The sequence below is a fragment of the Mycobacterium sp. DBP42 genome (assembly GCF_005924235.1).
GTDB lineage: Bacteria > Actinomycetota > Actinomycetes > Mycobacteriales > Mycobacteriaceae > Mycobacterium > Mycobacterium syngnathidarum.
The window spans coordinates 58,841-71,676 of sequence record NZ_VCMY01000032.1; the positions used below are offsets into that span (position 1 = coordinate 58,841).

Here is a 12,836-nt window from a genome sequence, read left to right on the forward strand (position 1 = left end):
CTGTTCGAGAGCCTAGCGTGAGCCCGCGTCGGCCCGGCGCAGGGACACGCTCACATCCGTAGGGTCGAGGCTATGCGCGTAGTGATAGCCGGCGGGCACGGCAAGATCGCCCTGATTCTTGAGCAGTTGTTGTCCGCACGCGGCGACGATGTGGCCGGCCTGATCCGCAACCCGGACCAAGCCGCCGACCTGCAGGCCGCCGGCGCCCAGGCCATCGTTCTGGACCTGGAACGAGCGTCGGTGGACGAGGTTGCCGACGCGCTGCGCGGCGCCGACGCCGTCGTGTTCGCGGCCGGTGCCGGGCCCGGCAGCGGCGCGGCCCGCAAGCAGACCGTGGACCGGGACGCCGCGATCCTGCTGGCCGATGCCGCCGAAGCCGCGGGAGTGGGCCGCTACGTGATGGTCTCGGCCTTGGCCGCCGACGACCGGTCGCTCGACGCGAACTACGACGAGGTGTTTCGGGCCTATATGCACGCCAAATCCGAGGCGGACGCCGATGTGCGGGCCCGCGCCGGGTTGCGCACCACGATCGTGCGCCCGGGCGGGCTCACCGACGAGCCAGCGACCGGGAATGTGATGGTGGCCGAATCGACCGGACGCGGCACCATCCCGCGCGCCGACGTCGCACACGTGCTGCTCGCCGTCCTGCACGAGCCCGAGACCGCCGGGCGGACGTTCGAGGTGATCTCTGGCGAGACGCCCATCGACGCAGCGCTGCACCCGAGCCAATGACCGACTCGACGTGATCGATGCCGGCGTGCTGACGCCGTCAAGTTCGAGGACTACTCCTCGTCGAGCTGCGCGGCGACGTCGTCGGGGATGTCGATGTTGGTGTAGACCTCTTGCACGTCGTCGCTGTCCTCCAGCGCATCGACGAGCTTGAGCACCTTGCGGGCGCCTTCGAGATCCACGGGCACCGTGACCGACGGCTGGAAACTCGCCTCGGCCGAGTCGTAGTCAATGCCCGCGTCCTGCAGCGCGGTCCGCACCGCGACCAGATCGGTCGGCTCGCAGATGATCTCGAACGAGTCGTCGAGGTCGTTGACCTCCTCGGCGCCGGCCTCCAGGACGGCCATCAGCACGTCGTCCTCGGTCAGGCCGTTCTTCTCCAGTGTCACCATGCCCTTGCGGGAGAACAGGTAGGCCACCGAACCCGGATCGGCCATGTTCCCGCCATTGCGGGTCATCGCGACGCGGACCTCGCCGGCGGCACGGTTGCGGTTGTCGGTCAGGCATTCCACGAGCACCGCCACACCGTTGGGGCCATAACCCTCGTAGGTGATGTTCTGCCAGTCGGCGCCACCGGCTTCCTCACCACCGCCCCGCTTGCGGGCACGCTCGATGTTGTCGTTGGGCACCGAGCTCTTCTTGGCCTTCTGAATGGCGTCGTAGAGGGTGGGGTTACCGGCCGGGTCTCCCCCGCCGACACGCGCCGCGACCTCGATGTTCTTGATCAGCTTGGCGAACATCTTGCCGCGCTTGGCGTCGATGACGGCCTTTTTGTGCTTGGTGGTGGCCCACTTGGAATGGCCGCTCATGCAGGTACGCCCCTTTTCCGGTCAAAACTCCGGTTCTCCAGTCTACGTGCCGCTCCCGGGCCGCTCGATACGACGCCTAGAGGGCCTGCAGTAAGACGAGCGTCGTAACCGCCGCGGCGCTGCACAGCACCGGCCAATACCAGATGTGCCAATGCCGCCAATGCCCGATCGCCATGCCGATCGGCGCGAGCACCACCAGAGCCAGGGTGAGTACCGCCCACCCGGCCAGCGTGGCCGCATCATCGGCTTGTTCGGGGTACGCCCCACTGAAGCCCACCGGGAAGATCGTGGCGAACGCCAGCAGGACGGCAATCAGGCCGGTCATAGCCCACGCCGCCCAACTGATCAGCGACTCAACGACTCCCGGTCTGCGGCCAGACATGCCGGCAGCGTACGCCGAGGCCGGGCGCAACCCCGGCAATTAATAGCACCTACGTCGTTTCATTAACGCGCTAACATGCCCCATGCCGTCAACAGATGTCACCGTGCGGGGACGTAACGCCAAGCCGCGATCCCGCGCGGGCCGGCCCACCCGGCGGCAGGCCGAGCATCGACACCGCGAGCTCCTCGACTGTGCATTGGAAGTGTTCCTGGACAACGGATTCGACCGGTCCACCATCGAGCGCATCGCGACGGCTGCCGGCATGGCCAAGCGCACCATCTACGGCCTCTACCCCGACAAGTCCGCGCTGTTCGAAGCCGCCGTACAACGCGCCGTGGACCGGTGGCTCGTGCCGATCGAGACGCTTCGCGCGGCCGAGACCGACGACCTGGAAGAAACCCTGCTGGCCATCGCCCGGATCCGGTTGGCCGGCATCACCGGCCCGGCCGGCATCGCACTGCAGCGAATCCTCAACGCCGAAGGCAATCGCTTTCCCCGACTGTTCCGGCTGCTCTACGAACAAGGCACGGTGCCCGCCCTGACTTTCATCACCGAAGTCCTCACCCGCCACGCCGAAGCCGGGATCGTCGAGATCGACGATCCCGAGGTGGTCGGGAGCGCGTTTCTGAGCATGACCGTCGGCGGCCCCGCCACCGGCGCTCTCTGGGGCGTCAACTGGGACCCCGACGATCTGGACAAACGCATGCGCACCTACGTGCGACTGTTCCTCGACGGGGTCCGCCCTCGAAACTGAAAGGCAACACCATGGATCAAGACACGTACGACAAGGGATTGGCGATCCGCACAGCGGTTCTCGGCGAGGAGTACGTCCGCAAGGCGGCTGGAAACGTCGATGCGTTCTCCAAGCCGCTGCAAGATCTGGTCACCGAATACTGCTGGGGTGCCGTGTGGGGTCGTGAAGGCCTCGAACTGAAGACCCGCAGCATGCTGAACCTCGCGATGATCGCGGTGCTGAACCGGCCGAACGAGCTGAGCACACACATCCGCGGCGCACTCACCAACGGCGTCACCCGCGAGGAGATCTGCGAGATCTTCCTGCAGGTGGGCATCTACGCCGGGATTCCGGCCGCGGTCGACAGTTTCCGGCTGGCCCGCGCCGTGTTCGCCGATCTCGACGGGCAGCAGTCGTGAACCCCGAGATCGGCTTCATCGGACTGGGCAACATGGGGTGGCCCATGATGGATCGGCTGCTGGCGGCGGGATTTCCGTTGGTGGCCTTCGACGTTCGCGAGGATGTGCTGGCCAAAGCGGCTGCGCTGGGCGCCCGGCGGGCCGACTCGGTCCGCGACGTGGCCGAGCACTGCGAGACGATATTGGCCAGTCTGCCGACCCCGCAGGTCTCCGCTGCGGTGGTGGCCGAGGTCGCCGACGGTTCCAGGGTTCGGCGCTTCGTCGACCTGTCCACAGTGGGAGGTCAAGCAGCACAACGCAATCACGCCGCGCTGGCCGCCCGGGACATTGCCGCGCTGGACAGCCCGGTCAGCGGCGGTATGCATGGCGCGCAGGCCGGCACCCTGGCCATCATGGTGTCCGGACCCCGCAGTGAATTCGATTCGCTCGCCGCGATTTTCGAGGTGCTCGGCCGGGCGATCTTCGTCTCCGAACAGCCCGGCACCGCACAGACCATGAAGCTGATCAACAATCTGATGGCCGCCACCACCCTGGCCGCGACCGCCGAGGTGATGGTGATGGGCGTCAAGGCCGGGCTGAGCGCCGACGTGATGATCGATGTGCTCAATGCCGGATCCGGTGGCACCCACGCCAGCCGGGACAAGTTCCCGCGCGCGGTACTGCCCCGCACATTCGACTACGGGTTTGCCACCGGTCTGATGGCCAAGGACGTCCGACTCTACCTCGACGAGGCCACCGCCCTGGGCCTGCCGGTCGAGATGGCCGAGACCGTGCAGCGCGTCTGGGAGCAGACGTTGCGCGCCGAGGGGCCCGAATCCGACTTCACCTCCGTCGTCAAACCGATGGAGCAGGCCGCGGGCGTCATCGTCGAGGGCACGCGGCGGTGAGCAACGTATCCGCCGTTGGATCCGCTGGGCTCACAGCGAATCGACGAACAGCTTGTGGATACGGCGATCCCCGGTCATCTCCGGATGGAAGGACGTCGCCAGCATCGAGCCCTGGCGCACCGCCACGATGTGGCCGGCGGCGCGGGCCAACACCTTGACACCCGCACCGACCCGCTCGACCCACGGCGCCCGGATGAACACCGCATGCACCGGGGTGTCGAGACCCTCGAAATCGATGTCTCCCTCGAAAGAATCGACCTGACGGCCAAATGCGTTGCGCCGCACCGTCATATCGATACCTTTCAGTGGCACCGCGGCCCGGCCATCGGCTCCGGCGTCGGCGATCTCGCCGGCCAGCAAGATCATCCCGGCGCACGAGCCATAGCACGGCAACCCGGCGGCGATGCGCGCACGCAGCGGTTCGAGAAGCTCGAACTCGCGCAGCAGATGGCTCATGGCAGTGGATTCCCCGCCCGGAATCACCAATGCGTCGACCCCCTCGAGCTCGGAAAGCCGCCGCACCGTGACCGCTTCGGCGCCGGCCTCACGCAGGGCAGCCAGATGCTCACGGGTGTCGCCCTGCAACGCGAGCACCCCGACTCGAGGACTCACGCACCCTCCGGCGGGGCGAAGTCGCGCCGGTAGCGGGTCAGCCCCTCTTGCATGACCGCAGCGACCATCTCGCCGTAGCGATTGAAGATCTTGCCCTGGGTCAGCGAACGCCCGCCGCAGGCTGATGGCGAGGACTGGTCGTAGAGCAGCCACTCGTCGGCGCGGAACGGCCGCATGAACCACATGGCGTGGTCCAGCGATGCCACCATCAGGTGCTTACGCACATCGAGGTGGTTCACCTGGGCCGAACCCAGCAGCGTCAGATCGCTCATATAGGCCAGCGCACAGATGTGCAGCACATGATCGTCGGGCAGCGGGTCGCGGTGACGGAACCACACCTGCTGCTGAGATGCCTTGCCGGGAATCCGTGCCACGAGGTCGCGCGGCACGATCCTGACATCCCATTCGTCGAACTGGGCGAACCCGGCGTCGTCGAATGCTCCCCCGGACCGGAACCCAGGCAGGTCGTCGGGCCCGGGGGCCTCGGGCATCACGTCCTGATGCTCGATACCGGTCTGGTCGGTCTGAAAGGAGGCCGACATCGTGAAGATCGTCTCGCCGTGCTGAATCGCGCTCACCCGACGGGTGCAGAACGAGCCGCCGTCTCGGATGCGCTCGACGGTGTAGACCGACGGTGCCCGGGCGTCGCCGGGGCGCAGGAAGTAGCCGTGCAGAGAGTGCACCTGGAACGTCGGCTCCACGGTGCGCACCGCTGACACCAGCGATTGACCGGCCACGTGGCCGCCGAAGGTCCGCTGCAGGAAGCCCGACTCCGGGCTGAACACCCCGCCGCGATAGATGTTGACCTCGAGCTGCTCCAGATCGAGGATCTCTTCAATCGCCATTCGAGATGTTTACCAGCCGCGCTCGGCGAGCCGGTGCGGTGCGGCGATCTCCTCGACGTTGATGCCCACCATGGCCTCGCCCAGACCGCGCGACACCTTGGCCAACACATCGGGGTCGTCGTAGAACGTGGTGGCCTTGACGATCGCCGCCGCCCGCTGGGCCGGGTTGCCCGACTTGAAGATGCCCGAACCGACGAACACGCCCTCGGCACCGAGCTGCATCATCATCGCCGCGTCGGCCGGGGTGGCGATGCCACCCGCGGTGAACAGCGTGACCGGCAGCTTGCCGGCCCGAGCCACCTCGGCCACCAGCTCATACGGCGCCTGCAGCTCCTTGGCCGCGACGTACAGCTCGTCGGAGCTCAGCGAGGCGAGCCGCCGGATCTCCCCGCCGATCTTGCGCATGTGGGTGGTCGCGTTGGAGACATCACCGGTGCCGGCCTCACCCTTGGAACGGATCATCGCCGCACCCTCGGTGATCCGGCGCAGCGCCTCACCCAGATTGGTGGCCCCGCACACGAACGGCACGGTGAAACGCCACTTGTCGATGTGGTTGGTGTAGTCGGCCGGGGTCAGCACCTCGGACTCGTCGATGTAATCCACACCGAGGCTCTGCAGGATCTGCGCCTCGACGAAATGCCCGATACGCGCCTTGGCCATCACCGGGATGGTGACCGCTTCGATGATGCCCTCGATCATGTCCGGGTCACTCATCCGCGACACCCCGCCCTGGGCCCGGATGTCAGCGGGGACCCGCTCCAGGGCCATCACGGCCACCGCACCCGCACCCTCGGCGATCTTCGCCTGCTCGGGCGTGACCACGTCCATGATCACGCCGCCCTTGAGCATCTCAGCCATTCCGCGCTTCACGCGCGCGGTGCCGGTCTGGTTGCTGGAGCCGTTCTGCGCCGCGGTATCCACTGCAATCTCCTCCAAATTCCTACTGATTCAGTCTAGTGGAGCCGCCAAATCCATTGAATCCGCAATCAACGGATGGCTTGCAGCTCGCGAACCGCAGATCCCCGCGGATTCGCCAGCGTCGCTGCCGGCTGTTCGGCCAGTTCGTTGGCCTGAGCCAGCAGCTCACCAAGTTGAAGCGGATACACGGCCTCCCCGCCGGCAACCAACTCGGCGATCATTGTCTCATCGCACCAACGGTGCCCGTGAATGTAGTGCCGTTCCAGGGTGGTGCGCCCCGTTGCCGACGGCTCGAACCGGGCGGTCCGGTGGACGAAGAAGAACTCCTCGCTACGGATCACCGAGGCGTTGAAGTCGATGACGGCGTCTCGCCGCCACACCGGGCCGACGAGGCTCTCGGGAGCCGCCCGCAACCCGGTCTCCTCGGCGAGCTCGCGGGCCGCGGCAGCCGCCAGATCCTCGCCGGGCTGGACGGCGCCCCCGACGGTGAACCACCACCGCGGCGCGGGCTTGTCCGGGTCGTCGATCGCGGGGTCGCTGCCGCGCAGCAGCAACACCGCACCGTCTTCGTCGAGCAGCACCACGCGTGCCGAGGTACGCCGGCTCACCGGGTTGACCTCGGCTTGCGAATCCGGCCGCTCGACGATCTCGAAATAGGTTGGCAGTGCAGCGGTCCCGCCCAGCCGCAGCACCCGCACCGCGCGGCGTTCCCGCAGTGCCAGGGTGTCGCGGACGGCGTCATTGTGGAAGCGCCGGGCCAGCAGCACCCGAGCCTCGGCGTCGGCGAGTTCGGCGACCAGTGGGACGGGCAATCCGGCCGGATCGACGGCGGCCAACGCGGCCGACAGGTCGTTCTCGGCAGCTTCCCGCGCCGGACGCGGGGCTCGTTCGGCGGTGTCTGCCAACGCCGCCAGCCGCTTACCCGCCGGCGCGCCCGCATAGGCGTCGACCGCAACGGCGCGTGCCACGACAGCCCGGCGGGCCAGCGCACCATCGAGCGCCTGCCACGACAGGTCGTAGCGCACGTGGAGCCGGTCGAGTCGGTTGGCGGTCTGGTAAGCCCACCCGCCGACGAGCAGCAGAGCGACCAGTACGGCCACCGCCGTGATCACCAACCAGGTCGGCATGTCTAGTCACCCACCTGAACTTTGACGCCGGGGCTGGCCACGGTCTCGTACACCCGCATGATCTGACCGGCCACCACAGACCAGTCGTAGCGGGCCACCCGCTCGGTCGCTTTGTCGATATACCGCGCGCGCAGCGCGTCGTCGTCGAGCACCTCGATCAGCGCATCGGCCAACGCGTCGGCATCACCGACCGGAACCAGCCGGCCGGCCTGTCCCTGGTCCAGAACGCGGCTGAACGCGTCGAGTTCACTGGCCACCACGGCAGTTCGGGCCGCCATCGCCTCGACCAGCACGATGCCGAAACTCTCACCGCCGAGGTTGGGGGCGCAGTAGACGTCGACACTGCGCATGGCCGCGGCCTTCGCGTCGTCGTCGACCTGCCCGAGAAACCGCAGGTGCCCGGAGAGTTCGCCGGCCTCCTCACGCAACGCGTCCTCGTCTCCGCGGCCCACGATCAGGATCTCGACGTCAGCGAACCGGCGCACCAGTTTGGGCAGCGCGCTCAGCAGGACCGGCATGCCCTTACGCGTTTCGTCGAACCGCCCGAGGAACAGCACAGAGCGGCCCGGCCGCGGATATCCTTCCAACCGAGGCGCATTCGCGAAGGACGGTACGTCGACCCCGTTGGGGATCTCGACCGCATCCGAGCCGAGCGCCTCCATCTGCCAGCGCCGGGCCAGGTCCGACACCGCGATGCGGCCAACGATCTTCTCGTGGTACGGGCGCAGGATCCCCTGGAACACGCTGAGCGTCAACGACTTTGTCGTCGAAGTGTGAAACGTCGCCACGATCGGGCCCTCGGCGGCCTGCAGCGCCAGCATGGACAGGCTCGGCGCGTTGGGCTCGTGCAGGTGCAGTACGTCGAAGTCACCCTCGGCGATCCACTTCTTCACCTTCCGATGCGTCGCAGGCCCGAACCGCAGGCGGGCAACCGAACCGTTGTAGGGAATCGGAACGGCCTTGCCGCCGGACACCACGTAATCCGGCAGCTTCACGTGCGGCGACGACGGCGCCAGGACACTCACGTGATGCCCGCCGGCGCGCATCACCTCCGCCAGTTGCAGCACATGGGATTGCACACCGCCCGGTACGTCGAACGAATAGGGGCAGACCATCCCGATACGCATGGCTAGCTCCGTCGCCTCTTCGCGCAAACGCTCATCAGGTGGTACCCAGTCGCGCGCGACGTTCGTCTGACAGGTCGGCCGGCCACTGCGGCTGCAGCATGTGCCAGTCGGCCGGATGTGCGGCGATGTTCGCGGCGAACCGGTCGGCCAGTTGCTGGATCACCACCGCCACATCCCCCGACGAGGTGTCGAGGGCGTCGAAGATCTCGACGATGCAGTCGTCCCCGTCGTAGTGGACATGGGCAGGATGCAAAGGCGCACCGGTTTCGATCGCCAGCTTGGCCGGGCCCGCCGGCATCCGGGTGGGTTCGCCGAAAAAGTCGACCTCCACGCCGTTGCGGGTGAGGTCCCGGTCAGCCATCAGGCAGACGAACTTGTTGTCCCGCAACCGTTCCGCGAGCACCTCGAACGGCGGGCGCTCCCCGCCCGACAGCGGGAAGACCTCAAATCCCAGGCTCTCGCGGTAGTCGATGAAGCGGCGGTAGAGCGATTCGGGTTTGAGCCGTTCGGCCACGGTGGCGAAGGTTCCGTACTGCTGGGCCAGCCACACCCCCGCCATGTCCCAGTTACCGCTGTGCGGCAACGCCAGCACGGCGCCGCGGCCGGCCTGGTGAGCAGCCCGCAGCTTGTCCGCGCCGACGAAAACCTCGTCCAGGCGCTTGGCCACAGCGGTCAGATCCATCGACGGCAACCGGAACGCCTCCCGCCAGTACCGGGCGTATGAGGCCAGTGAAGCACGCATCAGGTCGTCCGGCACCTCAGCCGGGGACACCCCGGTCACCCGGGCCAGGTTCTTGCGCAGCTGCTGGGGCCCGCCACCACGGGAGGCATAGAAGGCACCTGCGTCGAACAGATTGCGCGCCACCACTTCCGGCATCGCACGCACCAGCTGCCAGCCTGCCGCAAAACCCAGATCGGTCACCTGCCCGGACAGCGGAATGTTCACGACGCCCCCGGGGGTTGCAGCAGATCCATCGCACCCGGAGACCTGCGCACCGCGTGGATCCGCTGTGCCACCGTGACCACGCTGGCCACGGCCAGCAGCCAGGCGGCCCCGTGCAACAGCCACGGCGCGTGCAGGAACGGCACACCGGACAGCCCCGCCCCGACCAGCACGATCACCAGGCGCTCGGGCCGCTCGATGATGCCGCCGTCGCCACGCAGCCCGCTGGCCTCGGCTCGGGCCTTGATGTAAGAGATCACCTGCGAGGTGACCAGGCAGATGAGAAGCGCCACCACGAGCGTCGGATCGTGCAGGCCGAACGCCGCCCACCACAGCAGGCCGGCGAATATGGCCCCGTCGGCGATCCGGTCACACGCCGCGTCGAGCACGGCCCCGAACCGGGTACCGCCGCCGCGTTCACGCGCCATCGCTCCGTCGAGCATGTCGGCGAGCACGAAGACGAACACCGCGAACGCGCCCCACCACAACTGGCCGATCGGGAACAACGTCAGCGCGGCGGTCACCGACCCGGCGGTTCCGACGATGGTGACGATGTCGGGACTCAGGCCCGCGCGCAGCGCAGCCTTGGCCACCGGCCGCGACAACTTGGCGTAGGCCGCCCGACTCATCAGGAACAGGTTGCTCATGGCTGCCGAGCCCATTCCGCAGCCAGCAGCTCCCGGGTCTCACTCAGCAACTGCGGGATGACCTTGGCGCCACCGATGATCGTGATGAAGTTCGCGTCGCCGCCCCACCGCGGCACCACGTGCATGTGCAGGTGCTCGGCCAGTGATCCGCCGGCCGAGGTGCCCAGGTTCAAGCCGACGTTGAAGCCGTGCGGGCGCGAGACCGCCTTGATGACGCGAATCGCCTTCTGCGTGAATGCCATCAACTCGGCACTCTCGGCCTCGGTGAGGTCTTCCAGCTCGGACACCCGGCGATAGGGCACCACCATGAGATGACCCGGGTTGTACGGGTAAAGGTTGAGCACGGCGTACACGAGTTCACCGCGGGCCACCATGAGTCCGTCCTCGTCGGACATCTCGGGGATGTCGGTGAACGGTTGGGACGAACCGGCCGACCCCATCTTGGTGTCGCCCTTGACTGCATCGACGATGTAGCTCATGCGGTGCGGCGTCCACAGCCGCTGCAGGTGGTCCGGCTCGCCCACCCCGTGGTCGATGATCGACCGCTCGTCCCCCGTCACCGCGCGACCTGTCGGCTCTTCGCGCAAGCGCTCATCGCAAGCCCACCCGTACCAGGTCTGCCGTCGGCACCGCGTTGTTGCGTTCGGCGATCCACTCCACGATCGCATCGACGGCCTCGTCGCGTGGGACGCCGTTGATCTGCGTGCGGTCACCGAACCGGAAGCTGACCGCGCTCGCATCGATGTCTTTGTCACCGGCCAGCAGCATGAACGGCACCTTCTGATTGGTGTGGTTGACGATCTTCTTCGCCATCCGGTCGTCGCTGCCATCCACCTCGACCCGGACCCCGCGCGACTTGAGCTGGGCGGCAACGTCATACAGGTAGTCCAGGTGCGCATCGGCGACCGGGATACCGACCACCTGCACCGGCGCCAGCCAAGCCGGGAACGCGCCCGCGTAATGCTCGGTGAGCACGCCGAAGAATCGTTCGATCGAGCCGAACAGGGCTCGGTGGATCAGGACGGGACGCCGACGGCTGCCGTCGGCAGCGGTGTACTCCAATTCGAAGCGGTCGGGCATGTTGAAGTCCAACTGGATCGTCGACATCTGCCAGTTGCGGCCCAGCGCGTCCTTGACCTGAACCGAGATCTTGGGGCCGTAGAACGCCGCCCCGCCCGGATCCGGCACCAGCTCCAGTCCCGAGGCCTCGGCGACCGAGCGCAGGGTTTCGGTGGCCTCGTCCCACATCTCGTCGGAGCCGACGTACTTGTCGGGGTCTTTGGTGGACAACTCCAGGTAGTAGTCGTCCAGTCCGTAGTCCGAGAGCAGGTCGAGTACGAACTGCAGCAGCGAGGTGAGCTCGTCGCGCATCTGCTCACGCGTGGTGTAGATGTGTGCGTCGTCCTGGGTCATGCCGCGCACCCGGGTCAGGCCGTGCACCACGCCGGACTTCTCGTAGCGGTACACCGAGCCGAATTCGAAGAGCCGCAACGGAAGTTCACGGTAGGAGCGGCCCCGCGCCCGGTAGATAAGGTGGTGCATGGGGCAGTTCATGGGCTTGAGGTAGTAGTCCTGCCCGGGCTTGCGCACCGTGCCGTCCTCGTTGTACTCCGCGTCGATGTGCATCGGCGGGTACATGCCGTCGGCGTACCACTCCAGGTGGCCCGAGGTGATGTAGAGGTGTTCCTTGGTGATGTGCGGGGTGTTGACGAACTCGTAGCCGGCCTCGGAGTGCTTGCGCCGCGAGTAGTCCTCCAGCTCCTTGCGGATGACGCCGCCCTTGGGATGGAACACCGGTAGGCCCGAGCCGAGCTCGTCGGGGAAGCTGAACAGGTCCAGCTCGACACCGAGCTTGCGGTGGTCGCGACGCTGCGCCTCCTCGATCAGCTCGAGGTGGCGGTCAAGGGCCTCCTGCGACTCCCAGGCCGTGCCGTACACCCGCTGCAGGCTGGCGTTGTTCTGGTCTCCGCGCCAGTACGCGGCGCTGCTTCGAGTCAGCTTGAACGCCGGGATGTACTTGGTGGTCGGGATGTGCGGACCGCGGCACAGGTCCCCCCAGACCCGTTCCTTGGTACGCGCGTTGAGGTTGTCGTAGGCGGTCAGCTCGTCGCCGCCGACCTCCATCACGTCGGGGTCACCGGACTTGTCGTCGACAAGCTCCAGCTTGTAGGGCTCATCGGCCAACTCCGTGCGCGCCTGATCCTTGGATTCGTAGACGCGCCGGGAGAACAGCTGACCGTCCTTGACGATCTTGGCCATCCGCTTCTCGAGCTTGTCCAGGTCCTCTGGGGTGAACGGCTCGGCGACGTCGAAGTCGTAGTAGAAGCCGTCGGTGATCGGCGGGCCGATGCCGAGCTTGGCCTGGGGAAACAGGTCTTGCACGGCCTGGGCCAGCACATGGGCACAGGAGTGCCTGATCACGCTGCGGCCGTCCTCGGTGTCGGCGGCCACCGGCGTCACCTCGACGTCGGTGGCCGGCATCCAGGACAGGTCGCGAAGACGGCCCTCGCTGTCGCGCACCACCACGATCGCGTCAGGGGCTCCGCGGCTGGGCAGGCCCGCCTCGCGCACCGCCGCGCCGGCGGTGGTCCCGGCCGCGACCCGGATCGGGGCAGCGGGGGCTGGGCTGGGGGCGGCGCTCATCGGGGAGTCTCCTAC

The 12,836-nt window shown here is 67.4% G+C and carries 15 protein-coding genes; 4 read left to right on the plus strand and 11 right to left on the minus strand.

The window, feature by feature from the left end:
• Positions 1–72: 72 nt before the first annotated feature.
• Positions 73–732 (plus strand): NAD(P)H-binding protein, encoded by a 660-nt coding sequence (locus E0T84_RS23465; protein ID WP_138745696.1) that lies wholly within the window; start codon positions 73–75, stop codon positions 730–732.
• Positions 733–782: 50 nt separating this feature from the next.
• On the opposite strand, the gene E0T84_RS23470 is transcribed toward E0T84_RS23465, so the two are convergent.
• Positions 783–1,538 carry a YebC/PmpR family DNA-binding transcriptional regulator gene (locus tag E0T84_RS23470; protein WP_070184611.1) on the minus strand — a complete coding sequence of 252 codons (756 nt, stop codon included), beginning with the start codon at positions 1,536–1,538 and terminating at the stop codon, positions 783–785.
• A 76-nt stretch (positions 1,539–1,614) separates the two neighbouring features.
• Positions 1,615–1,920, minus strand: a complete 306-nt coding sequence (locus E0T84_RS23475; RefSeq protein WP_070184610.1) for a hypothetical protein — start codon at positions 1,918–1,920, stop codon at positions 1,615–1,617.
• 82 nt (positions 1,921–2,002) lie between these two features.
• Between E0T84_RS23475 and E0T84_RS23480 the strand changes: the two genes are divergently transcribed.
• Genes E0T84_RS23480 through E0T84_RS23490 form a run of 3 tightly spaced genes read left to right on the plus strand, consistent with a single transcriptional unit; the run spans position 2,003 to position 3,959 of the window.
• The gene (locus tag E0T84_RS23480; RefSeq protein ID WP_138745697.1) at positions 2,003–2,674 is read left to right on the plus strand and encodes a TetR/AcrR family transcriptional regulator; all 672 of its coding nucleotides are present in this window, start codon (positions 2,003–2,005) and stop codon (positions 2,672–2,674) included.
• A gap of 11 nt (positions 2,675–2,685) precedes the next feature.
• Entirely contained in the window at positions 2,686–3,072 is a 387-nt protein-coding gene (locus E0T84_RS23485) for a carboxymuconolactone decarboxylase family protein (protein WP_070184608.1), read from the plus strand.
• Positions 3,069–3,959 (plus strand): NAD(P)-dependent oxidoreductase, encoded by an 891-nt coding sequence (locus tag E0T84_RS23490; RefSeq protein WP_138745698.1) that lies wholly within the window; start codon positions 3,069–3,071, stop codon positions 3,957–3,959. Before E0T84_RS23485 ends, E0T84_RS23490 begins: the two co-directional genes overlap by 4 nt.
• 30 nt (positions 3,960–3,989) lie before the next feature.
• On the opposite strand, the gene pdxT is transcribed toward E0T84_RS23490, so the two are convergent.
• The 9 genes from pdxT to thrS form a co-directional block, all read right to left on the minus strand.
• Entirely contained in the window at positions 3,990–4,571 is a 582-nt protein-coding gene (gene pdxT / locus E0T84_RS23495) for a pyridoxal 5'-phosphate synthase glutaminase subunit PdxT (protein WP_070184607.1), read from the minus strand.
• Positions 4,568–5,416 carry an acyl-CoA thioesterase II gene (gene tesB, locus E0T84_RS23500; RefSeq protein WP_070184606.1) on the minus strand — a complete coding sequence of 283 codons (849 nt, stop codon included), beginning with the start codon at positions 5,414–5,416 and terminating at the stop codon, positions 4,568–4,570. The genes pdxT and tesB overlap by 4 nt, the downstream gene beginning before the upstream one ends.
• Before the next feature lie 9 nt (positions 5,417–5,425).
• Positions 5,426–6,337 (minus strand): pyridoxal 5'-phosphate synthase lyase subunit PdxS, encoded by a 912-nt coding sequence (pdxS, locus tag E0T84_RS23505; RefSeq protein ID WP_070184605.1) that lies wholly within the window; start codon positions 6,335–6,337, stop codon positions 5,426–5,428.
• Positions 6,338–6,402: 65 nt separating this feature from the next.
• Positions 6,403–7,461 carry an NUDIX hydrolase gene (locus tag E0T84_RS23510; RefSeq protein ID WP_070184604.1) on the minus strand — a complete coding sequence of 353 codons (1,059 nt, stop codon included), beginning with the start codon at positions 7,459–7,461 and terminating at the stop codon, positions 6,403–6,405.
• A gap of 2 nt (positions 7,462–7,463) precedes the next feature.
• Positions 7,464–8,588: a glycosyltransferase family 4 protein gene (locus E0T84_RS23515; protein WP_070943591.1), complete on the minus strand. Its 1,125-nt coding sequence runs from the start codon at positions 8,586–8,588 to the stop codon at positions 7,464–7,466.
• 34 nt (positions 8,589–8,622) lie between these two features.
• On the minus strand, positions 8,623–9,534 hold the full coding sequence (locus tag E0T84_RS23520; RefSeq protein ID WP_070943590.1) for a phosphatidylinositol mannoside acyltransferase: 912 nt from the start codon (positions 9,532–9,534) through the stop codon (positions 8,623–8,625).
• Positions 9,531–10,178: a phosphatidylinositol phosphate synthase gene (pgsA, locus tag E0T84_RS23525; protein ID WP_070184621.1), complete on the minus strand. Its 648-nt coding sequence runs from the start codon at positions 10,176–10,178 to the stop codon at positions 9,531–9,533. The genes E0T84_RS23520 and pgsA overlap by 4 nt, the downstream gene beginning before the upstream one ends.
• The gene (locus E0T84_RS23530) at positions 10,175–10,765 is read right to left on the minus strand and encodes an HIT domain-containing protein (RefSeq protein ID WP_165617728.1); all 591 of its coding nucleotides are present in this window, start codon (positions 10,763–10,765) and stop codon (positions 10,175–10,177) included. Before E0T84_RS23530 ends, pgsA begins: the two co-directional genes overlap by 4 nt.
• Positions 10,766–10,769: 4 nt before the next feature.
• Positions 10,770–12,821, minus strand: a complete 2,052-nt coding sequence (gene thrS, locus E0T84_RS23535) for a threonine--tRNA ligase (protein ID WP_138745699.1) — start codon at positions 12,819–12,821, stop codon at positions 10,770–10,772.
• Between the last annotated feature and the right edge of the window lie 15 nt (positions 12,822–12,836).